Annotated in this window: 24 protein-coding genes; 6 read left to right on the top strand and 18 right to left on the bottom strand. The window is 37.7% G+C overall.

Annotation, left to right across the window (positions count from 1 at the left end; all coding sequences use genetic code 11):
- Window positions 1-894, top strand: a complete 894-nt coding sequence (locus ACFX4G_RS08940) for a tyrosinase family protein (RefSeq protein ID WP_377574144.1) — start codon at window positions 1-3, stop codon at window positions 892-894.
- Window positions 895-1,126: 232 nt separating this feature from the next.
- On the top strand, window positions 1,127-1,396 hold the full coding sequence (locus ACFX4G_RS08935) for a YjcZ family sporulation protein (protein WP_043981292.1): 270 nt from the start codon (window positions 1,127-1,129) through the stop codon (window positions 1,394-1,396).
- A 69-nt stretch (window positions 1,397-1,465) separates the two neighbouring features.
- Here ACFX4G_RS08935 and ACFX4G_RS08930 read toward each other — a convergent pair whose 3' ends face one another.
- The 4 genes from ACFX4G_RS08930 to ACFX4G_RS08915 form a co-directional block, all read right to left on the bottom strand.
- Complete coding sequence (locus ACFX4G_RS08930; RefSeq protein ID WP_377574141.1) at window positions 1,466-2,443, bottom strand: ring-cleaving dioxygenase; 978 nt, start codon at window positions 2,441-2,443, stop codon at window positions 1,466-1,468.
- A 210-nt stretch (window positions 2,444-2,653) separates the two neighbouring features.
- Window positions 2,654-3,277: an FMN-binding negative transcriptional regulator gene (locus ACFX4G_RS08925; protein ID WP_377574138.1), complete on the bottom strand. Its 624-nt coding sequence runs from the start codon at window positions 3,275-3,277 to the stop codon at window positions 2,654-2,656.
- Between the two features lie 274 nt (window positions 3,278-3,551).
- Window positions 3,552-3,929 carry a hypothetical protein gene (locus ACFX4G_RS08920; RefSeq protein ID WP_097822867.1) on the bottom strand — a complete coding sequence of 126 codons (378 nt, stop codon included), beginning with the start codon at window positions 3,927-3,929 and terminating at the stop codon, window positions 3,552-3,554.
- 23 nt (window positions 3,930-3,952) lie between these two features.
- The gene (locus tag ACFX4G_RS08915; RefSeq protein WP_377574134.1) at window positions 3,953-4,102 is read right to left on the bottom strand and encodes a glycine zipper domain-containing protein; all 150 of its coding nucleotides are present in this window, start codon (window positions 4,100-4,102) and stop codon (window positions 3,953-3,955) included.
- A gap of 300 nt (window positions 4,103-4,402) precedes the next feature.
- Between ACFX4G_RS08915 and ACFX4G_RS08910 the strand changes: the two genes are divergently transcribed.
- Window positions 4,403-4,969 carry a CBO0543 family protein gene (locus ACFX4G_RS08910; RefSeq protein WP_013084105.1) on the top strand — a complete coding sequence of 189 codons (567 nt, stop codon included), beginning with the start codon at window positions 4,403-4,405 and terminating at the stop codon, window positions 4,967-4,969.
- Between the two features lie 181 nt (window positions 4,970-5,150).
- Here the strand turns inward: ACFX4G_RS08910 and phaZ are convergent, their stop codons facing one another.
- The 3 genes from phaZ to ACFX4G_RS08895 form a co-directional block, all read right to left on the bottom strand.
- Window positions 5,151-6,047, bottom strand: a complete 897-nt coding sequence (gene phaZ / locus ACFX4G_RS08905) for an intracellular short-chain-length polyhydroxyalkanoate depolymerase (RefSeq protein ID WP_043981288.1) — start codon at window positions 6,045-6,047, stop codon at window positions 5,151-5,153.
- Window positions 6,048-6,254: 207 nt separating this feature from the next.
- A complete protein-coding gene (locus ACFX4G_RS08900; protein ID WP_013058089.1) occupies window positions 6,255-6,446 on the bottom strand; it encodes a hypothetical protein in 192 nt (63 codons plus the stop codon).
- An 89-nt stretch (window positions 6,447-6,535) separates the two neighbouring features.
- A complete protein-coding gene (locus ACFX4G_RS08895; protein ID WP_097822870.1) occupies window positions 6,536-7,066 on the bottom strand; it encodes an ECF transporter S component in 531 nt (176 codons plus the stop codon).
- Between the two features lie 422 nt (window positions 7,067-7,488).
- On the opposite strand from ACFX4G_RS08895, the gene ACFX4G_RS08890 reads away from it, so the two are divergent.
- Window positions 7,489-7,992 (top strand): YehS family protein, encoded by a 504-nt coding sequence (locus tag ACFX4G_RS08890; RefSeq protein WP_043981287.1) that lies wholly within the window; start codon window positions 7,489-7,491, stop codon window positions 7,990-7,992.
- Window position 7,993: 1 nt separating this feature from the next.
- Window positions 7,994-8,701 (top strand): M48 family metallopeptidase, encoded by a 708-nt coding sequence (locus ACFX4G_RS08885; RefSeq protein WP_043981286.1) that lies wholly within the window; start codon window positions 7,994-7,996, stop codon window positions 8,699-8,701.
- Between the two features lie 57 nt (window positions 8,702-8,758).
- On the opposite strand, the gene fbp is transcribed toward ACFX4G_RS08885, so the two are convergent.
- Entirely contained in the window at window positions 8,759-10,687 is a 1,929-nt protein-coding gene (gene fbp, locus ACFX4G_RS08880) for a fructose-1,6-bisphosphatase (protein ID WP_013058093.1), read from the bottom strand.
- A gap of 854 nt (window positions 10,688-11,541) precedes the next feature.
- A complete protein-coding gene (locus tag ACFX4G_RS08875) occupies window positions 11,542-12,417 on the bottom strand; it encodes a YitT family protein (RefSeq protein ID WP_013058095.1) in 876 nt (291 codons plus the stop codon).
- A 290-nt stretch (window positions 12,418-12,707) separates the two neighbouring features.
- Here ACFX4G_RS08875 and ACFX4G_RS08870 point away from each other — a divergent pair, with 290 nt between their 5' ends.
- Window positions 12,708-12,908, top strand: a complete 201-nt coding sequence (locus ACFX4G_RS08870) for a cold-shock protein (RefSeq protein ID WP_013058096.1) — start codon at window positions 12,708-12,710, stop codon at window positions 12,906-12,908.
- Between the two features lie 183 nt (window positions 12,909-13,091).
- Here ACFX4G_RS08870 and ACFX4G_RS08865 read toward each other — a convergent pair whose 3' ends face one another.
- The 9 genes from ACFX4G_RS08865 to ACFX4G_RS08825 form a co-directional block, all read right to left on the bottom strand.
- The gene (locus ACFX4G_RS08865) at window positions 13,092-13,262 is read right to left on the bottom strand and encodes a hypothetical protein (RefSeq protein ID WP_169305199.1); all 171 of its coding nucleotides are present in this window, start codon (window positions 13,260-13,262) and stop codon (window positions 13,092-13,094) included.
- A 309-nt stretch (window positions 13,263-13,571) separates the two neighbouring features.
- On the bottom strand, window positions 13,572-13,775 hold the full coding sequence (locus ACFX4G_RS08860) for a cold-shock protein (RefSeq protein WP_013056405.1): 204 nt from the start codon (window positions 13,773-13,775) through the stop codon (window positions 13,572-13,574).
- Window positions 13,776-14,063: 288 nt separating this feature from the next.
- A complete protein-coding gene (locus ACFX4G_RS08855; RefSeq protein ID WP_013084113.1) occupies window positions 14,064-15,467 on the bottom strand; it encodes an MFS transporter in 1,404 nt (467 codons plus the stop codon).
- A gap of 910 nt (window positions 15,468-16,377) precedes the next feature.
- The gene (locus ACFX4G_RS08850; RefSeq protein ID WP_377574131.1) at window positions 16,378-17,592 is read right to left on the bottom strand and encodes a threonine synthase; all 1,215 of its coding nucleotides are present in this window, start codon (window positions 17,590-17,592) and stop codon (window positions 16,378-16,380) included.
- 242 nt (window positions 17,593-17,834) lie between these two features.
- Window positions 17,835-18,125: a hypothetical protein gene (locus tag ACFX4G_RS08845; RefSeq protein ID WP_097822875.1), complete on the bottom strand. Its 291-nt coding sequence runs from the start codon at window positions 18,123-18,125 to the stop codon at window positions 17,835-17,837.
- A 37-nt stretch (window positions 18,126-18,162) separates the two neighbouring features.
- Entirely contained in the window at window positions 18,163-18,444 is a 282-nt protein-coding gene (locus ACFX4G_RS08840; RefSeq protein ID WP_097822876.1) for a hypothetical protein, read from the bottom strand.
- A 36-nt stretch (window positions 18,445-18,480) separates the two neighbouring features.
- On the bottom strand, window positions 18,481-19,257 hold the full coding sequence (locus ACFX4G_RS08835; RefSeq protein WP_097822877.1) for an SDR family NAD(P)-dependent oxidoreductase: 777 nt from the start codon (window positions 19,255-19,257) through the stop codon (window positions 18,481-18,483).
- Window positions 19,258-19,729: 472 nt separating this feature from the next.
- Complete coding sequence (locus ACFX4G_RS08830; RefSeq protein WP_377574126.1) at window positions 19,730-20,470, bottom strand: CPBP family intramembrane glutamic endopeptidase; 741 nt, start codon at window positions 20,468-20,470, stop codon at window positions 19,730-19,732.
- Window positions 20,471-20,549: 79 nt separating this feature from the next.
- Window positions 20,550-20,996 (bottom strand): helix-turn-helix domain-containing protein, encoded by a 447-nt coding sequence (locus tag ACFX4G_RS08825; protein WP_377574123.1) that lies wholly within the window; start codon window positions 20,994-20,996, stop codon window positions 20,550-20,552.
- Window positions 20,997-21,092: the final 96 nt, after the last annotated feature.

Genomic DNA, 21,092 nt, shown 5'->3' with positions numbered 1-21,092 from the left:
ATGAGTAACAAGTACAGAGTTAGAAAAAACGTATTACATCTTACCGACATGGAAAAAAGAGATTTTGTTCGTACCGTGCTAATACTAAAGGAAAAAGGGATATATGACCGCTATATAGCGTGGCATGGTGCAGCGGGTAAATTTCATACGCCTCCGGGCAGCGATCGAAATGCAGCACATATGAGTTCTGCTTTTTTGCCATGGCATCGTGAATACCTTTTACGATTCGAGCATGACCTTCAGTCAATCAATTCAGAAGTAACCCTTCCTTATTGGGAATGGGAAACGGATGCACAGATGCAAGATCCATCACAATCAAAAATTTGGAGTGCAGATTTTATGGGCGGAAACGGAAATCCTAAAAAAGATTTTATCGTCGACACCGGTCCGTTTGCAGCTGGGCGCTGGACGCCGATCGATGAACAAGGAAATCCTTCCGGCGGGCTAAAACGTAATTTTGGAGCAACGAAAGAGGCACCTACACTCCCTACTCGAGATGATGTTCTCAATGCTTTAAAAATAACTCAGTATGATACGCCGCCTTGGGATATGACCAGCCAAAACAGCTTTCGTAATCAGCTTGAAGGATTTATTAACGGGCCACAGCTTCACAATCGCGTACACCGTTGGGTTGGCGGACAGATGGGCGTTGTACCTACTGCTCCGAATGATCCTGTCTTCTTTTTACACCACGCAAATGTGGATCGTATTTGGGCTGTATGGCAAATTGTTCATCGTAATCAAAACTATCAGCCGATGAAAAACGGGCCATTTGGTCAAAACTTTAGAGATCCGATGTACCCTTGGAATACAACCCCTGAAGACGTTATGAACCATCGAAAGCTTGGGTACGTATACGATATAGAATTAAGAAAATCAAAACGTTCATCATAACCCGTTCTATAAACAGCAGTATACAATCAAAAACAGGTAAACCCCTTCCCTTCTGACATAACTTATAAGACCACAAGCATCGTAAAACTCACTGCTTCATTTCCATTCACCATAAAATATAGTTAATCAACCATAATTGGGCTGTGAATAAGCTTCATATAAGGACCTTGGAACATATGAATAAGTTATCAAAGCTTTATAAAAGTTTTATAAATGAAGGGAAGATATCAAAATGCATAATAACGTAAACGCACCTTTTAGTTCTAATGAAAATATGCCATTCTCACCTGCTATGGCTCACCACGCCTATACAGCTCCTGCTTATGAGCACATGATTCCACACTGCGGGTATTCAATGCCGGACTATGGATATATGGTTCCTGAATGTGGATATGGCGTTCCTCACCACGGATGTAATGGTTTTGCCATTATCATCGTACTGTTTATTTTACTCATTATTATTGGTGCATGTGGTTGCGGTTTCTGGCACAATGAGTGTTAACCTAAAAAACTCCAGTATAAATACTGGAGTTTTTTCATGTCTTAATAGGCGGTAGGCACCTTCAGAATTCTATAGCGTTTCATCCAAATCTAGCGGTCTCAGCTTTTCTTCGATTTCTTTGCGCTTCGGCTCTAAAAATGGCGGCAGGGCTAATGTTTGGCCCATCGTTTCAAGCGGTTCATCGGTCGCAAATCCAGGTGTGTCCGTTGATAATTCAAATAAAATGCCGTTTGGTTCTCTGAAATAAAGTGCTTTGAAATAGTATCGTTCTACTTTACCGGAATTCGGCAGGCTGTTTTCATTTAATCGAGCTGCCCACTTATTGTATTCTTCTTCATTTGGAACACGGAATGCAACGTGATGAACGCCACCGCGCCCTAAGCGAACTTTCGGCAAATCAGGTCTCGTTTCAATATGGACTTCGGCTCCGCTTCCGCCTTCACCTGTTGCATAAACCAAAATATCTCTATGATCTCCTGCAAGAGATGGATAAGAACCCACGTAGCGAAATCCCATAATATTTGTCAGTACGTCAACAGTTGGTTCTGACGTACCCACCGTTAGCGTGACCGGTCCTAAGCCGATAATCGCATGTTCTAATGGAATGTCTTCGCGCTTCCACGGCACGCCTGCTCTTACCCCTTTTTCACCGTTGTCCGCGACAAGAAGCAAACGTGTACCTTCATAATCTTTAAATGCTAACGTATCACGATTAGCTCGTTTAGCTATTTCTTCATATTCCACTCCATACTGCTCAAAGCGCTCTTTCCAAAAGTGTAAAGAATCCGTACTTTTAACGCGAAGCGAAACAGTCGAAATGTCAGATGCACCTTGATGCGTTCTTGCAAGCCCCGGAATATCAAAAAACGTTACTTCCGTTCCTGGCGTCCCTTCTCCATCTGCATAAAACAAGTGGTAAGACTGAGTGTTATCTTGATTCACCGTTTTTTTTACTAATCGCATGCCTAAAACTTTGGTGAAAAACTGATAGTTTTTCTCAGCTTTCCCCGTCAAAATAGATACATGATGCAACCCTAACAATTCCATCTGCTCCGCCTCTTTTCATAATATATAAATTTTTTAACTTCCACTAAAATTATCTTTAATTTAATTATCTTTAATTAAAGATAATATTAAAGGATATACAGCCTGTTTGTCAATAACAAGAAAATGTTGTGAACATAAAAAGAAACTAAACACATAGTTAGTTTCTCTTTATCTTCCCTTTAACAAACTGCTGATCTTTTCCAACAGCGGTTACTTTTTAAGCACGCGCTGCACATTTTGCTTCATCAGCTCCGCAATTTTTGTTTCATTTTCACGAGACGTCTGCTCTAATTTTTCTATGACTAACTGCTGTCTTTCGACTGAATGATTTTGACTTATCTTTTGTTTGCCTTCCATTTTGCTGATGTCGATTTTAAACCCAATGATTCCTTTACTTAAACCATTCATATAAGCAGGATCAACGTCATTTAGTGTATATGTACTGCTCGGGCTTTCATATTTCTCCACCATCTTCCTCAGCAGCCCAAGCAGTTCTGTTGGTGCTTCAATCACTTTCATGGTGCCATACACGTGAACAGCTTCATAATTCCATGTTGGTACAGCTTGATTCGTTTCATACCAAGACGGTGAAATATAACAGTGAGGCCCTTGAAAAACAACTAAAATTTCTTGATTTTCAGCATCTTTCCACTGCAGATTCGGACGAGCAAAATGTCCATATAAAGCTTTTTCTTTCCGGTTTAACATCAGGGGCAAATGAGTAGCATAAGGCTTTTCATTATGATACGAAAACAAAGTGGCAAATCCATTGTCTTCAATAAATTCATACATTATTTGTGCCTCATTCACTTTAAAATACTTTGGAATATACATCGGCGCTTCTCCTTTATCTCTTATTTAGTAAAAGATATAATACTATACGTGTTTGCAACAGCGTCAGTTATAAACTTTTTATGGAGGTCAGCAAACATTTAACCATCTATGAATGGATTTTTTAAGAAGCTTATGCTACACTGCTGCGATGTAAACCGCTGCTTTTTTATATGTATTTATTTAGCACATAATGCAATTAGATACATGTTTGTTAAATAAAGCTTCAGAAACTCAAAAAAAGAAGAGCTTGTTTAAAACAGCTCCTTTCTCACGTTTATCTATACAATTGAGGATTTTTTTCTCGTTTGATAGGTCCGCCTTTGGCTATATGCCACTCAATGACGCAGTCCGTCAAACGATCGTATACGTCGTCTTCTAAATACGGATCTTCTGTCGAAGTGAGCAAGGTGTGAACATCGGCTTTTATTTCGGCTAACATAGCTGTGCTGAATACGTCCGGATCATTCAATACGTCTAGTATATATAGCACCAGCATCTTAAATCCGCCGTCCCAATTGGCATTTCCGTTGCCTTGAGCTTCACAGCGAAGCTTTTCAATGGCCCGGATGACTTCTCCTTCTACGATATCCGACTGCCCATTTCTCGGGACATAGTTTAACCATAGTTCTTTTGCTTCGTCAAAATACTTCATTCTGAACTCCTTCTTTCAAAACTTTATTCCTTTTTGTTCCTTTGATTTATTGCCGTGCCGACCGCAATGCCGAACCCAATATTATCCATAAGCATACCGAGAGAAGCCCCCATCGCAACGCCCATCCCTAACCCCATTCCTAGATAATCTGTCTTTTTCTTTTCTTCAGACAAAAAACCACTCCTTTTTTCTACTATTTTATTGCTACCTTTTATACGTAAAAACTGCGCTAAAAGTTTCATAAAAATGGAAAAAATCAGTCGCTGTAACTGCTTTTTATTTTTAGATGATGAGCTGATAAACGGCCTCTCCGAGCAGCAAAACTGACGTAAGTATGCAGATCACCCCAAATACGTACATCGTTTTACGTGCAGAAAAATACAAACAACTCAACAGGGAAAGGTATCCAAAACTTAAGAAAAGGGCATTTTAAAAGTAACGAAATTTTGCTTACTTAAAAAGGATGGATTACATTGACACCAAACCAACAGGAATACCTTAAAAAAATACATAGCATACAAGAAAATCTAGCCAAAACGTGGGCTGAATACTGGCAGCAATACTCCACTCCAGGCTCTTGGCAGTTTTGGGTTACCTTGGGGGCTTTCATTTTACCTTTAGTCATTCTCTATTTTTTAATTGATCGAAAAAAAGCCTTTCACTTAGGGTTTTATGGATTTAACGTGCACGTTTGGTTTCACTATAGTGACACCGCTGGAGTTTATAACGGGCTGTGGACGTATCCTTACCAAATCAACACAATCATACCCGTAAGCTTTAGCCTAGATGCTTCGCTTATTCCTGTCTCTTTTATGCTTCTTTATCAATGGACAATTAACCATCATAAAAATTACTATGTATATGCAACTGTTCTTTGTTTGTTTTTTGCTTTTATTTTCAAACCGCTATTAACAGGGATTGGCTTTTTTCAGCTGCATGAATGGGCTACTTACGGTTATTTATTTGTATTTTATCTGGGTGTGATACTGCTATCAAAATGGATTACCAATCTGTTTCTTTATTTTGAAAAACAGCATTAAATTTGATAAGTGTCATCAATAAAAAACGTAAGCATCTTCAAAAGACCTTACGTTTTTTTGATTGTTTTCTTACTAGTTGTCTGCCTTCTCAAAAAATAGAGGGCTTTTCTCATTGTTAATTTAGAACATGCTGCATCTAGCAATAATAAAACTTCTGTTAGCAGCAAAAATCTCACTTTTTCTAAGCCCTGCTTAAATTAGCGTTGTATAAGTCCATTAAACTGCTTAAATCATCCAGCAACGGGCAGTGACCTACGCCTTTCATAATTTTTAACGTCGCGTTTTCCCCTATGCCTTTCGCGATGTCAGATGCATCTCTTGTGGAAACCATCTTATCTTCATCGCCTTGAATAACCATAGTAGGAATCGTAATTTTTTCCACCTCTCCTGTCCCTTCCACAACACCATTAAAATCGTTTGAAATATTAAATCTCATGAGTGCGTAATTGATATCAATTAAATTTCGCTGCTTGATCGTTCCTTCTAAATATGTTTCAAATTGATCAGCAGACGGCTTATTTTTTGTATATAAAAATTGACGCAGCATCATTTTTAAAAACCATGTGTTTTTTGTTTCTTTTGCGTTTTCTACCATTCTAAATGCTTCTTTTACTTCTTCTTTGGTTTGTATAAAGTTGTTAGGAATAGGCAGTTCTAGGAACGTTCTTCTTGGAATGGGGTAGCCTTTAATGTTGACGGAGCTTAAGAGAATTAAATTTTTGGCATCATTCGGATGATCAATCACATATTGCATAGCAACTGCTCCTCCTAATGACCACCCGCTTATTGTAAAAGCAGACAACTTTAAAGCATCCGCAAACAGTTTGACATCATCTGATAAGTCTTTGATTGTGTGGATAGGTGTATGATAAGTGGAGTCTCCAAATCCTCTTAAATCGATCGCATAAGCTGTGATATGTTCTGGAAGTTCATTCATTAACACATCCCAGTTAAGGGAAGAGTTCATGTTTCCGTGAATTAACAAAAGTACCTCTTTTCCGCCTTTTTTCATTCGGTAATTTACTGTTTCTCCATTCGGTAATTCTACTTTTGCTTGTTCTAAAACAGATACGGTCATCGCTATTTTCCTCTTTTCTTATATAATTAGAACGATCGGTAGCATTTATTTTTTAATACCCTATTTATCAAGATTTAAGCAGTTAGAAAGAAGTTGTGCAAAAGCCAACATAATACTATGTTATTCTACTTGCTAAAAAAGACAGCCAAATATGCGATTCGGCTGCCTTTTTATAATGAAGAAATATACGAATGAGCAACAAGGCCATTACTTTTTCGGTGCGTCTAATGCTTGATAGGCAAGCTGATATTTCCCGCCTTCAGCCACTTCTGCATGGTACAGAGCTTTAAGAGCAAAGTTTTTTTCAAGGCTGTGCTCTTTCATCAGTCCATTCAGCTTACCTTGCAGTTCCTGATTGTCTTTAATGAGCTGTTTCATCTGTGATTTTAAATATTTCATGGTGTTTTCCGCTCCTTTCACTTGATGAATATCTATCAAGTATATCACTTAAGGATAGGATAATGGTAAAACGACTTACAATTAAGCGATTAAATCTGTACAGCTCTGTTCTTTAAGCGTCCTACAAGCGGAACGACGATGATACCAGCGATAACAACTTGCATCACATTCCCCGGTATAGAGCCAAGCGGAAGGATCCAGTTATGATAAAGAATCACTTCGGCAAAATAGTAGCCTACGATTTTTACAATCAGCGCAGCAGCAACTGCCAGTGTGTTCACAAGTGCTCTTTTACCAGGTGCTTTTTCTGAGATAAGACCTGCTAAAAAGCCCATTGCCCCTACGATAATAAACGTAAACGGCGCCCATGCTGTCCAGCCGGAGATGAGGTCGAATAACCCCATTCCAAAAGCCCCGGCGATGGCTCCTGTCTTTTTGCCGTAAATAAAGGCTGCTATAAAAAGAGGAACGTTGCCTAAATGGATGAGGCCTCCGTTACCCATGATTGGAAGCTTGATGTTGATAAACATTGTCGCTACAAACGTCAGTGCGATAAAAAGTGCATGCATAGATAAAGCTTTGATTTTGGTTGATTCTCTTGGTGAGTATGTTGAATTCATCTGTTGACCTCTTTCTTTTTTTACTACTATCATACTCCTAATTACATACTTAATAAATACGTAAAACTATTTATTTAGTAAGATATATCATTCTAGCAGCACAAAGGGATCCGCCAACTTCAAAAATTGTCCTATCCGTTCTTAAAAAAATAAAGCTGCTTCTGCTTCCTTTAGCAGACTGCGGCGCCTAATTTTTGTTATGGTAAAGAGTCTGTTCGGGCATAATATGAGCAAATCGTTCTTTTTCAAGAGTTGACGAAGGCTGATAAATATGAGAAGTTATATGTTTGTAGAAATGAATGGAATAACCTAGAATTCCAGCGGAACCTGTTACTATAATTGTACTGATATTGACCAAGTTCGTTCAGATTGTGGCAGTCATGATTTTTACATACAGCAAGCAAGTTATAGGAGGAGCAAGAATGGATAATAACGATATTTTAATTAGATTACGATATGCCTTGGATTTAAAAAATACAGAAATGGTAGAGATCTTTAATCTTGGCGGAGTAGACGTAACAAAAGAAGACGTATTAAAGATCCTTACGAGAACGCCGGACGAAGAAGACGAGGATGCAGTTCATGAGGACGAACACATCACGTGCAGTAACAATATGTTAGATTCTTTTTTAAACGGTTTTATTACCTTTAAAAGAGGAGAACAAGACCCTAAACCAGGGCAAGCACCTCCAGCGCCGGTTCAAAGCAATCAAAATATGTATAACGTCTTATTAAAGAAAGTAAAAATTGCTTTGTCCCTAACCAGTGAAGAGATGTTAGAAGTATTCGACGACGGTGGCATACGTGTATCTAAAGCAGAATTAGGTGCTTTATTACGAAAAAAAGGCCACAAAAATTACAAACCGTGCAAAGAGAATTTTGCACGAAAATTCCTAAGAGGCTTAACCGTACAATATAGAGGATAAAATGATACACACTTTTTCAAATCAGAGTATCCATTATGAAATACGATATAAAAATCGAAGTTCTTTTGCGATTAAAGTAGACGGATACGGAACGGTCGAAGTCCTTGCTCCTAAAGGAACGTCTACTGAACAAGTACGGATGTTATTAGAGAACAACTGGGCATTGATTCAGCAAAAAATAAACGAAATGAAAGATAGAACGCATGGACCAAAGAAAAAAGTCTATGAACACGGAGAACGCTTTTTGTATGTAGGAAAAAACTATCCGATACAGATTCATCACGATTCGACCATTACAAAGGATTCTGTAGTGTTTGAAGCGAACACGCTTCAGATTTATGTCAATCAGCACGACGATGAAGCGATAAAACAAGCGCTCAAACGCTTTTACTATCAACAATGTAAAGCGCTAGTAACCAAGAGTATCTCCTCCTATCAAAAACATTTTAAAACAAAGCCGCGCTCCATTTCGATTTCGGATAGCAAAAAAGCGTGGGGCACGTGTGATTCCAAGCGTCAGCTAACCTTTAACTGGCGGCTGGCAATGGCACCGCAGCACGTCATTGATTACGTAGTCGTTCATGAAATGTGCCACATGGTTCACATGAATCACGACCGGTCGTTTTGGCGTCTTGTCGGGAAAATTATGCCCGATTATCGTGAACAAGAGAACTGGCTGGCAATGTCAAGCTGGGAAATGACGGTGTAGTACCACTAAATAAGAAAAGAGCAGGAGCCCCAGAGGCATACTGCTCTTTTTTTATCTTTAACTATAGCGATATTTTCGTAAATCTTTTAAAATAGAAATTTCTTTTAACAATTCTTCTCCGACATTTGTTTCTAAAACCATTTTTCTTTCTAGTTCTTTGTCAACCAATCGCTTTACGGATAAGACGTCCGTTCCTTCTAATAAAATCTCTTCTTTTGAATTAAAGTGTTTATGAGCGACTAGCTGCATGCCGTAAGAATTATATAATAACGTGTAGCCAGCGATACCTGTTGTGGATTGATACGCTTTTGAAAAACCGCCGTCAATGACAATCATCTTTCCATTTGCTTTGACCGGGTTTTCTCCTTCAATTTCTTTGACTGGCGTATGACCATTAATAATATGACCATGATCAGGATTTAGATTAAATTCTTCCAGGATGTTTCGGCAGACTTCCTCATTTTCCCGTAAGTAATAATACGGATTCTTCTTCTCTTTATGCGTTGTTTTATCACTGATAAAATATCTTTCAAACGTGGTCATTGCACGTTTCCCAAAGAGTGATGAATATTCTCCTGTCCATAGGTACCAGACCATATCTGTTGCCAAATCATCCGTTTCTTCAGGATGTGCAAAAGCCTCTTGTAAATAATGTTCAAACACATCAAGCAAGTTGCGGCCTGCATACGTTTTATCTTCAATCGTCATTTTTTCCATGTTTCCTTCTTCATCTAAAGGAATGCAGCCGTGTATTAATAAGTTTCCGTTGTATTTCAAATAAAGGTTGCCTTTTTTCATAAGAAACTTCATATGTCTCGCCAGCTTTTCCGAATGCTGCACAGAAAGCAGCAGTCTTTCCATTACCTGCTCTTCTTCTTCTAATAGCTGATCAGGCTGCGCCGGATTAACCGTTGCAAAGCAGCTGTTTTCTAGCGGATACGTGTTTCCGTATATCGTAATTTCATTTTTATCATAATCAATTTTTTCAAGCAACAGCCTTTCCGACATATTAAAGAAAGGACGTCTTTTTATAATCGGACTTTCAAGCTTGAATTGAATCATCGCAATGGCCTGATGAATTTTCGTAATTTGTAGTCGCTCGTGATCGGATAGTTTGTCACTCGAGCTTACTTTTGGTCTAAAAGCAGGATTATCATCATAGTATTTCTCCGCCAGGTTAAGCAACGGTCTCAAGTTAATGCCATATACATCTTCAATAATATCTAGATTGTCGTATCTTGCGCAGATACGAATAATATTGGCAAGACACACTTTCGAACCCGCAAAAGCGCCTAGCCATAGCACATCGTGATTTCCCCACTGAATATCAACGGAGTGATAGTTAATCAGCGTATCCATAATTTTATCCGGTTCAGGTCCACGGTCATAAATATCCCCTACTACGTGCAGATGGTCAACAACCAACCTTTGTGTTGTATAAGCAAGGCCTACGATAAGCTTATCAGCCTGTCCTAAAGAGATAATCTGCTGAACAATCTTCGTGTAGTACTGCTCTTTATTTGTAAATTCATCCGTTTTATATAGCAGTTCTTCAATAATGTACACAAATTGATTTGGCAATGCTTTACGCAGTTTAGAACGCGTGTATTTAGAAGAAGCGTACGAAATAAGATTAAGCATACGATCAATGATTTCTGTATACCATTGATAGAGTTCCTTTTTGTTTCGAAACTGTGCTTTGATCAACGGTAATTTTTCTTCAGGGTAATAGACTAATGTCGCAAATTCATTGATTTCTTTGTCAGATAATACGTTTTTAAAAAGATCTTTAATTTTCTCTTTTACATTCCCCGAACCGTTTCGCAGCACGTGCTGAAAGGCTTGATACTCGCCGTGTAAATCGCTGACAAAATGCTCGGTCCCTTTTGGCAGATGAAGAATAGCTTCAAGGTTAATAATTTCGGTTACCACTTTTTCTTCCGTATCATACTTTTGTGCAAGTAAATCTAGATATTTTGTGTTCAAAACTATGTATCCCCTTTCAACGTTCACCATTTAGTATAATCACCGTCATAACCCTGTAAGATAAATTGTGATTATAATGTTACGCACCTCTTATTTAACTCTTTTCTCTCCATGCCTCACCTCTTTATTTTAACCTATTTTACGTATAGGTAAAATGGTATAAAGTCTATTTGTCCATAAAGATTAACCGGCCTTTTCCGCTTAAAGATGAAAACTAAGTGATAACATAAAAAAAAACTGCTGACTGAGATCAGCAGGTTCGATACATATGAAAGAAGCGTACATAATCAAGAAAGTTTACTCCGACCTCTATACAATAGCAGATTTTTTCTTCCCCCGCTGTGAGAAAACGCACAGCGCCGAGTCCTTGGTGATGGTACGATAAAGATGACCTTTCTGAGACAGGAAAAGTCATCCTTTGTATTATATAAGAACCATCATTCTGTTGAATCTCTGTTCTTTTATGTTCAGAGATTTTTTCTGTTTATTCATTAACAAAGAAGGAAATCATATGTGGCTTTTACTAGTAGCAATTGCTTCTATTATAATAGGGAATGCTGTATCACAAAAAATGCTCAAATCTTCAAAGAAGAAAAACAAAGGAAAAATCCTCACATTAATGTCTGCAGGTACCCTATCTACTTTAATTCTGACCGCTTCACTTTTTCAAAGTATCACGTTTTAAAAACCTCCGCTGAGCAAGTTAGCTATATAACAGGCGGCTTGTGGCAAATGGATTTTATGATACGAAAAAGCAGCGGATGTAAAACATCACGCTGCTTTTCTTATCTCTACACCCCCGCCTAAAAGTGGATTATTGTAGAGTGTTCGTACAAATATAGTGATTCGTGTACTTAGTGAATATTATTCTTTCTGAAATTACCGCCTTTAACTTCCGCTACATCATATACCGTAACAAAAGCCGTCGGGTCAATTTCGTTGATAATTTCTTTCATTTTGCTTTCTTCCAAGCGGTTGATTACGCATGTGATTTCCTTAAATTTCTCATGAGAATAACCGCCGTAAGCTTCTTTGTATGTAGCGCTTCGACCTAAACGATCACGTATTGTCTCTACCATTAACGCAGGCTGAGAAGTGATAATCTGGAAGGTTTTCGATCCGCTTAGCCCTACTTCTACGATGTGAATAACTTTGGATGCAATAAAGTATGCAATTGCAGAAAGAATCGCGCCTTGCAGACCAAATACTAATGAAACGAAAATAAATACAAATGCATTTAAGAACAAAATAAGATCACTTGTTCCAAACGGCAGTTTTCGAGAAAGCAGCACGGCCAGCATATCGATGCCATCTAAGGCCCCGCCGTTACGAAGTGCAATTCCCATTCCAAACCCAAGGATAATACCGCCAACAACGGTTACGAGTAGTGTATCTCCTTCAATAATTGCTGGAGTGTGATGCATGAGGCTAGTACCGACAGCTAATGAGACAATTCCGAGGATGGAAAATATGGCAAAGCTTTTCCCAATTTGTTGATATCCTAACCATACAAAAGGAATGTTGATAACGGCGATGAGAACCCCAAGCGGCAAGCCAAATAGGTTTGAAGCGACGATGCTAATCCCTGTTACCCCTCCATCTGAAACATGGTTTGGAATTAAGACAGTTTCTAAGCCGTAAGCTGCAATAATTCCTCCGATAATGACCATTAATGCTCGGAAAGCAATTTTTAGCCGCTTAGGCCTGTGATGTTTTTTAGTTGTGTTCATATAATTCCTCACTTTTAAATGTTTTTTACTATTTAAGTGTACCACAAACATTCTCTTTATTTGAACTAAGGAGGCTTACGTATCGTTTTTTAGCTCACATAGTGCAAACATAGATAAAAGAGAACTTCTAGCTGTACAGACTCTATCCTTGCAATAAGTCCCTATTTCTGTTAAGTTTAAGAAGAATTATTTTTGTTCGGCAAAGATTGATAAGTTACATAACTTTCGTCTATAGATTTGAGCAAGGATAGTAATACAATGTGTGCGTGTCACACTAGGAGGCAACAATTATGGAACAAGGTAAAGTAAAATGGTTTAACGCAGAAAAAGGTTTTGGATTCATCGAACGCGAAAACGGAGACGATGTATTTGTACATTTCTCAGCAATCCAAAGCGAAGGCTTCAAATCTTTAGACGAAGGTCAAGCAGTTACATTTGACGTAGAACAAGGTCAACGCGGCCCTCAAGCTTCTAACGTTCAAAAAGCGTAAGCCATCATAAATATAAAAAGACAGACTCCATGGAGTCTGTCTTTTTCATTTCCTTGAAAAGGTCATAATAAAACCCTATCCACCGAGGAATAGGGCTTATTAATACAAAAATAGTAATCGGTAATACAAATGGTAAATTCAGTATAGCACAGTATAGGCAAAATCCAAACTATAAATCAATATTTATTCATGTTTCATTAATTCTTCTTCAAAGAAAAACGTACTTGGATATTTATCCACTGTATAAGAGTATCTTTTCATATTTTTTACGTAATGGCTTTTTAAGATGATCACTTTTTCATTAGATGCTTTTATATTTACAATTTCTCCATTGGAAAATAAGCTTATACTCATATTCCTCATCCTCTCTCGTATCAAAAATAATCAAATTTTTAACTTTATTTATCGGGAAATATAATGTGTTAATCCAGCGAAGGATAGTTATTTTTGAGACCTTCAGGCGTATATGTACTCCTAAAGTATACAGTTCTATAACCATAAGGGGGTTTTTTCTATTTTTTGGGACACGGGATTTTACATATAGGTAGCTCTGCTTTGATAGCATTCTGTCTCCAATGTCTCTACTTATTTTTTACGTAATCTTTTTAAATTATTAAAATCCAAAGCAAAAAGACCCCTATGTGGAGTCTTTTTTAGTTTTAATTATGCTACTTTATGAACGTTAGCAGCTTGTGCTCCACGTTGGCCTTGTTCGATGTCAAACGTTACTTTTTGACCTTCTTCTAATGATTTAAAGCCTTCACCTTGAATAGAGCTGAAATGTACGAATACATCGTCTCCGCCTTCAATTTCGATAAAGCCGAAGCCTTTGTCTGCATTAAACCATTTCACTGTACCTTGTTCCATAATTGTTGCCTCCTGGTGTGGAATACTCCACGCTTGTATTACTACCCTTGTCCAACCATACTATCTTAAGATAAAAAATTCTATGGAAGACATTTCTCTTCTCTCAATCTTATACCGAACAAAAATAATTAACTTAATCGTAACATACAGAATCAAAGATAGCAAATACAGGGAATGGGATAAATGATTGAATCATAAAAAGAGCCTTCTCTATGCGATACAAGGAGAAGGCTCTTTTTAAGTGTTCATATTTTGCGCAGCAGTTAATGCAGCTGCTGTTTATTTACTTTATTTTTCTGTTTGCTCTGTGTGCCACCATAATGAATCTTTTGGATTTTCAACGGCTTCATTGTATTCAGATTTAGAAGCAACCGTTGGGTATGAACCTTTGAGTGATTTTCCTGCCGTGTTCGCAAACAAGAATAAAATCACGAAAAATCCGATGATGCTCACAATCGTTAAATAGAATGCTGGAGCCAAGTGATTGCCCGTTGCGTGAACTAACCATGTCGCAACCAATGGCGTCGTTCCACCAAAGATAGAAACTGAAACATTAAACGTGATCGCTAATGTACGGTAGCGAATATCTGTGTAGAACATTGTTGGCAGCGTTCCTGGCATTGTTCCTTCATACGTAGCAAGTAAAACACCTAGAATAAGAATACCGATTGAAACAAATACTAAACCATTTAAGTTGATTAAATAGAACGAAAAGGCTGACAGTAAGCTCAATCCGCCTAAACCGATTAAGAAAACTTTCTTGTTTCCGATTTTGTCGCTCAGTTTTCCAAACATAAGAGCAAGCGGCACCATTAAAATCATAACTGCCGTAATTAATACCGTACCAACTGTGTTTGATAAACCAATAATTTCATTCAAATAAGAAGGCATGTACGATAATAGCATATAGTTTGTAATGTTAAAGAAAGCCACGGCTACGAAACAAACAAACACATCTTTTTTGTGATTTTTTAAAATAGAGAGGAAGCTTTCTTCTTCAACTTCGTCTTCGTTGGAAAGTTCATTTTCAAAAATAGGTGTTTCCCCTAAACTTCTTCGTAAATAAAAACCAATAAGTCCTAAAGGCAATCCTAATAAGAAGGGAATTCTCCAGCCCCATGAGGCCATTTGTTTATCCGACAGAATAAAAAATAGTAAGCTAGCTAGCAGTGAAGCAAGAATATAACCAACAAGTGTACCGATTTCTAGTCCACTTCCAAGCACATTTCGCTTGTTATCTGGAGACGATTCTGCAATATACACCATCGCACCAGCATATTCACCACCAGTTGAAAAACCTTGAATGATTCGTGCAATTAATAAAAGGATGGGTGCCCATATACCGATTTGATCATATGTAGGTAACAACCCAATGAGTAATGTGGAAAAGGCCATTAAAATAATGGTAGTGGTTAAAACGACTTTCCTTCCTAACTTGTCCCCAATTCTACCGAATATAACACCGCCTAATGGACGCATTAAAAAGGCAATCGCAAATGTGGCAAATGTGAACACTAATTTGAGCTGATCATTTTCAACTGCACTAAAAAAGTTTTGACTAATAATTACGGCTAAATATGAATACAAGCCAAAGTCAAACCATTCCATCGCGTTTCCTACTCCTGTAGCAAAGACGCTTTTTTTAGCTTTGTCAATATCTACGACGTTAATTTTTTTCTTATTAAACTTCATTTCATTACGTCACCTCCGCGGTATACGATTATACAAGACTGAGTAGTAAAGTCAAATCTGACTTACTGTATTTCACACTTAAATGTGTTGTAACTCTCTTTATTTTTAAGTAAAAAACAAAAACTATTCATGTGATGTTAAATATTAAAAAAGGTTATGGCTAAAGGGATTGAAGCCAAAAAATGCTGAGGAAGGAACGCTAACAAATAAATGAATTAAAACCAAAATAAACTTTTTTTATTTCAACGTACAATTCATTGCTATTTAAAAAACGATTTTCGCCTAAAATAGGGATCGTTTTCGATGGAATTACAGTCGCTAAAATAGTAACTTGTCGTTAAAGAGAGCGCATCTGGTTTACAATTTTATTGGTATCAATTTCCACTCAGGTTATCTGACAATTATTGTTACAACCCATTAGATATAAGCTTTATTTTGTAATAGATACACTGTTTCTATTACAAAAATTATGTAGCCTTAAAAATAAATATAAAGCTCGTTCTAACAAGTGAAGCAATGGATGATTCGGTCCATAGAATAAAACTTTAAGAGTTGGCTGGGGTCGAGGGATAAAAATTCAACTCCTTTCTCCGTATAATCGTTCGTGGCTTCAAGTAAGTTTTCTACATGTAAAAGCAAGCTGGTTTACAGTGCTACTTTTGGCATATTCTTCAACTTGCGTAATATGCCAGCTCCACTCCCTCACCACGCTGTTTTTCCGGATAGAAAGATACTCTCTTTCTTCTCTTAAATACCCCATAAGACGAACTTTAAACCTAAATACACCCATATAGTTTTGAACATAAAGATTCACACTTATTACATTTTTTTACATCAGGTAAACATTTTATCTGCGTTAACATAAAAAAATAGACCTTCGCTTAGAAGAAGATCTATTTTTTTACTCGCTTTATTTTTTAGTAAGGCTGCCATTTCGCTCTAAAACAGGGACTTCAATATCTACTGTGTTTGGATATTTAACTCCAAGCCCTGTATTTAAAGCAACAACCGTTTCATTTTCTTTGATCCATCCTTCTTCTCGCAAACGGCGTGCAGCTAGAAATGTAGCCGCGCCTTCAGGACAAATAAACGAACCTTCAAGCTGCGCAACCTTTTTTTGTTCTTCCACAATCTTATCTTCATCCACCGCAATCGCACATCCATTTGTATTGTATACGGCTTCTAAAACTAAGAAGTCTCCAATTGCTTTTGGTACGTTAATACCAAAGGCAATGGTTGAAGAATCCGGCCAAAATTCAGATTCTTGTTTTCTTTCATTCCATGCTTTTACAATAGGCGCACAGTTTTCAGCTTGTACCGCAACTAAACGAGGAAGATCACCTTTAATCCAGCCAAGCTCTTTTAATTCATTTAACGCTTTATAGATGCCGATTAAACCAACCCCTCCTCCTGTTGGATATAAAATCACATCAGGAAAATTCCAAGAAAACTGTTCAGCAATTTCCAGGCCCATTGTTTTTTTACCTTCAATTCGGTACGGCTCTTTAAGCGTAGAAGCGTCATAAAGACCCCAGGCTTTAATAGCTTCACCGACAATTTTACCGGCATCGCTGATGAGTCCATCTACTAAGTAAAGGTCAGCGCCAGCGACAGCACACTCATTTCGTGTAATAACAGGCGCATCTTTTGGCATCACAACAGTTGCTTTTATGTCAGCGCGTGACGAATAAAGCGACCAAGCGGCTCCGGCGTTCCCATTTGTAGGCATCGCTAACTGTTCAACGCCCAGTTCTTTTGCTTTTGACACCCCTACAGCGGCGCCTCTAGCTTTAAATGATCCCGTTGGAATAATGCCTTCATCTTTCATATATAAGTTTGGAATGTCCATTTCTTTACCTAGCTTAGGCATTTTTATAAGCGGAGTCATCCCTTCTCCTAAGGAAACGACGTTTTCTGGATCTTCTACTGGAAGCAATTCATGATATCTCCATAGATTCGGTTCTCTGCTTTGGACATCTCCTGGACTTAGATTGTCTTTCAGTCTCTCTAAATCATACGCTACTAATAAAGGTGAGCCACATTCACATAATTGATGTTTTTCTTTTGGACTATATTCTCTTTTACATTTAGGACAATATAAGTGAGAAACATAACTGAACGGCATCATACACACTCCTTTAAATTCTGTAAACATACTACCCTATGTATATTATAATTTATATTATTTTTATCAGAATTGTAAGGTATGATTTACCCATCATTTTATTGAATATTAATAAAAGCCTAAAAACCCCTGTTATAGTAGGGTTTTTAGGCTTCTTTCCACTTTGTTTATATTACTTTTTTAGATTTCCCCATCATTACCTCATCTGCGGATATGAACTTTTGATAGTTCTCTCCCTGTTCCTAAACAGATTTATTCATACTTTCTTTCTTAAAGATTCCTATTAACAACGTAACAAGTCCTATTAAAAAGAAAAACGGAAACAATAACATCATTAATGCAACTCCCGCAAAACCTTCTTCCTGGCTAATCGCAAACAAAATCGAAACGACCCATGAAAAGAACGGAGCTATGATCAATATGGTTGTTGTTCCCCACACTATATATTTTCTTTTAGCTCCTTTCCCTTGGCTTAGTCCGCTTGCAAACATCAGACCTACTACTAAAACCGTTAACGCAACTCCAATTGCCATTTCATCACCGCCTTTAGCAGCTATTTTATTTCTGACTTTACAGCGTTTTCTTTTTTGCCTCTTGGACGGAGATGAATGCACTTGTAATAACGAGTAAGATCAAACCTTCTCCGATAATCATCAAACCTTTTATTTGAATGTCTAAAGCATCAAATCCGCTTATTTTGGCAAAAGCGTAAAGAAGTAAAAATAAACCGAACAACACCGTAACAAAGGAAATAACAAGGGCAACTATTCTTTTGTTAAACGCAATACTTATAAAAAGGAAGACCGTAAATACGATACTAATGGCCATACAATTAGTTAGAATAAAAGACATAAACACCCCCTTAAATACCTTTTTATTTCATTATTCTTACTCAAACCTAAACCCAATTCCACCATCTACAATAATGTTTTGACCCGTAACAAAAGAAGCGTCATCCGAAAGAAGCCACTTTACTGCTTTTGCCGCTTCAAGCGGCTCACCAATTCTGCCTAGCGCGTTTAGCTTTTGATAGGATTCATTGAGCTTTGCTTTTTCACCTGAAGATAGATTTGAAAATTTTTCTTCTAACATAGGCGTACGAAATGCGCCTGGGCAAAAAGAGTTAATTCTTATATGTTGATGGCCATATTCTTGAGCAACTGACTTCGTTAAAGCGATCACACCGCTTTTTCCAGCCGCATATACGCCAGTCCCCGCTGAGCATAAAATCGCGTCCATTGATGATGTATTTACAATTACACCGCTGTTTTGTTTGGTCATTACCTGCAGCTGATACTTCATACAAAGCCATACACTTTTTAACGTAACGTTAATTAAATGATTAAAGTCCTCTTCTTTGAATTCATGTGTAGCACTAGAGGAAGCCTCAGTGTTAGCCGCATTGTTAAAGCCCACGTCAATTTTTCCAAATGTAGAGTATGTTTGGCTAACAAGGTTTTTAACATCTTGACTATTCGTTACATCGGTTTTGATAAAAAGAGATCGAGGAGACCACTTTCTTAATCCAGAAAGAGCTTCTTCTCCTTTTTCACTATTTCTAGAAGCGATCACAACATGCATGCCCTCTTTTGCGAGTAATTCCGCTGTTGCTAAACCAATCCCCGACGTTCCACCCGTAATAATACCTACCTTTTCTTCAAACATATCTTTCTCCCCTTTTGCGTTTAATAAGATCTCAACCAATTAAATTTAGCAGCATTATTAGTCATAAGAGTTATTCAGTTTTGGAGAGATTAATACCTGCTTCGGAACTCTAAAAAGAGAGTGAGACACAACTAAAGCAATTCAATCTACAGGCGAGCAAATTGGAGAAAGGAGCTAGTATAGGTCACTTGCTACACCGCTGTTGATTTCCGTGCAAGGCTTCGCTTTCCGCGGGCGGCCGGTGAGCCTCCTCGTCACTTACGTTCCTGCGGGGTCTCACCTATTCCACTTTCCCCGCAGGAGTCTTCGCCTTGCCCTCCAATCAACCGCTAGAAGCACCCACCCACATAAACGAAACCTACGTTCATCACAACAACAAAAAATCCGAACAAGTTTGATTCTCCATCAAGAATCTCCATTCATCGTTCAGATTTTTCTTTAACTAAAATACTGTTGTTGCAGTCTCTTTTGATTAGCTACTAATCTGATGTTGCGAAACTGATAAAGTAGATTTTCGATTCCATAAATAAAAGGCATATCCGCTTAAAAATAAAAGCAGCGCGTAATTAACAAGGAAAGAATCGTTAGCGTCGACAGGGCTTGTAAACTGGAGAAAATTATTTAAGCCGTGGAATGCAATCGTAATTCCAATCGATTGACCGTTAACGATCAGCAAAGCCAGCACCAACCCAATAACAAATGCAAATAAAATTTGAAAAATTGTATTTGCTACCGATTGACCGCTTAGTATATTCAAACTGTGCGTAAAGGCAAATAGAAACGATGATAGAAGAACCGCCACTTTATAGCTTTTTGCTAACAGCAGATTAAGGATAAATCCTCTAAATACCATCTCTTCTACAAATGCTATGACTAGAGTTTGGGTAAGCAAAACAAGAATAAGATCAGCAATGGAACTTCCGTGTACACCTTTGTTGCCAATGAGGATAATAAGCAAATATAAAAGAAGCGGAGAAAGAAACAGGATTCTCGTTCTCAACGACATGTTTTGTTGAAAGGAGAAAAAATGCGGCCACTTTTTTGTTTTTGTTAGATAAAATGCTATTCCAATCGCCAAAGGGACGATTCCTAAAAACTGAAGATAATGTGTAGCAGGATGCGTCATGCTCACGTATGCACCGTTTACCACAAACCAAAAGATAACTAAGATTTCTAATCCAATAACTTTCCACAAAAGCTTTGACTTGATCATCACTACGCCACCTTTCTGCTTTAGGTTTCATTGATAACCTATACTATTCGTTTTAAGGACTTTATATGTTTTCACTCTTTTACCCTTGTTCGTAAAAGTCCTTTTTGATATCTCGCAAAAGTTTTAAGATACCTTTATAAAAACAAGCAATTAGCATTCCAGCCATGTTGGTTACCATCGTGATTGTAAGATTGCCGATAATCAGGCTAAGTAAAGTACCAAGAAACATGATGCCTATTCCGATATAAAAACCTGGGTGAGGCAGTTCATCGTCGTCTTCTTTTTCTTCTTCCCGAATATTTATTCTGCTTTGTAATGCAGCATCACTTTTAATAAATTCATCAATGGTTGTTCCATAGATGTCCCCTAACTTTAAAAGATGCTGAATTTCGGGATAGCCCTGATTATTTTCCCACTTATGTATGTTTTGTACAGATACCCCCACTTGCTTAGCAACCTCTTCTTGAGACATTTTTTGTCCTTCTCTTAGTTTTTGTAACTGATTTCCTAACCTCAACTCATTCACCTCTATGACTATAGCAGCGTGTAAACAAAATTTGCTTGCACTACATTTTCTCGTTTCTTACAACTCTAACATATTGTGGTAAAAAAGAAAGAAACA

This window comes from Priestia sp. YIM B13486 (genome assembly GCF_042787865.1).
GTDB lineage: Bacteria > Bacillota > Bacilli > Bacillales > Bacillaceae_H > Priestia > Priestia megaterium.
Note: the sequence above shows the minus strand (reverse complement) of the source record. Positions and strands in the feature narration are given on the sequence as shown.

Bases quoted from the DNA above. Each gene is read 5' to 3' on its own strand.
- ACFX4G_RS08940 (WP_377574144.1), top strand. From the start codon at position 1: ATGAGTAACAAGTACAGAGTTAGAAAAAACGTATTACATCTTACCGAC.
- ACFX4G_RS08935 (WP_043981292.1), top strand. From the start codon at position 1,127: ATGCATAATAACGTAAACGCACCTTTTAGTTCTAATGAAAATATGCCA.
- ACFX4G_RS08930 (WP_377574141.1), bottom strand. From the start codon at position 2,443: ATGGAATTGTTAGGGTTGCATCATGTATCTATTTTGACGGGGAAAGCT.
- ACFX4G_RS08925 (WP_377574138.1), bottom strand. From the start codon at position 3,277: ATGTATATTCCAAAGTATTTTAAAGTGAATGAGGCACAAATAATGTAT.
- ACFX4G_RS08920 (WP_097822867.1), bottom strand. From the start codon at position 3,929: ATGAAGTATTTTGACGAAGCAAAAGAACTATGGTTAAACTATGTCCCG.
- phaZ (WP_043981288.1), bottom strand. From the start codon at position 6,047: ATGACCGTATCTGTTTTAGAACAAGCAAAAGTAGAATTACCGAATGGA.
- ACFX4G_RS08900 (WP_013058089.1), bottom strand. From the start codon at position 6,446: ATGAAATATTTAAAATCACAGATGAAACAGCTCATTAAAGACAATCAG.
- ACFX4G_RS08895 (WP_097822870.1), bottom strand. From the start codon at position 7,066: ATGAATTCAACATACTCACCAAGAGAATCAACCAAAATCAAAGCTTTA.
- ACFX4G_RS08890 (WP_043981287.1), top strand. From the start codon at position 7,489: ATGGATAATAACGATATTTTAATTAGATTACGATATGCCTTGGATTTA.
- ACFX4G_RS08885 (WP_043981286.1), top strand. From the start codon at position 7,994: ATGATACACACTTTTTCAAATCAGAGTATCCATTATGAAATACGATAT.
- ACFX4G_RS08875 (WP_013058095.1), bottom strand. From the start codon at position 12,417: ATGAACACAACTAAAAAACATCACAGGCCTAAGCGGCTAAAAATTGCT.
- ACFX4G_RS08870 (WP_013058096.1), top strand. From the start codon at position 12,708: ATGGAACAAGGTAAAGTAAAATGGTTTAACGCAGAAAAAGGTTTTGGA.
- ACFX4G_RS08865 (WP_169305199.1), bottom strand. From the start codon at position 13,262: ATGAGTATAAGCTTATTTTCCAATGGAGAAATTGTAAATATAAAAGCA.
- ACFX4G_RS08860 (WP_013056405.1), bottom strand. From the start codon at position 13,775: ATGGAACAAGGTACAGTGAAATGGTTTAATGCAGACAAAGGCTTCGGC.
- ACFX4G_RS08855 (WP_013084113.1), bottom strand. From the start codon at position 15,467: ATGAAGTTTAATAAGAAAAAAATTAACGTCGTAGATATTGACAAAGCT.
- ACFX4G_RS08850 (WP_377574131.1), bottom strand. From the start codon at position 17,592: ATGCCGTTCAGTTATGTTTCTCACTTATATTGTCCTAAATGTAAAAGA.
- ACFX4G_RS08845 (WP_097822875.1), bottom strand. From the start codon at position 18,125: ATGGCAATTGGAGTTGCGTTAACGGTTTTAGTAGTAGGTCTGATGTTT.
- ACFX4G_RS08840 (WP_097822876.1), bottom strand. From the start codon at position 18,444: ATGTCTTTTATTCTAACTAATTGTATGGCCATTAGTATCGTATTTACG.
- ACFX4G_RS08835 (WP_097822877.1), bottom strand. From the start codon at position 19,257: ATGTTTGAAGAAAAGGTAGGTATTATTACGGGTGGAACGTCGGGGATT.
- ACFX4G_RS08830 (WP_377574126.1), bottom strand. From the start codon at position 20,470: ATGATCAAGTCAAAGCTTTTGTGGAAAGTTATTGGATTAGAAATCTTA.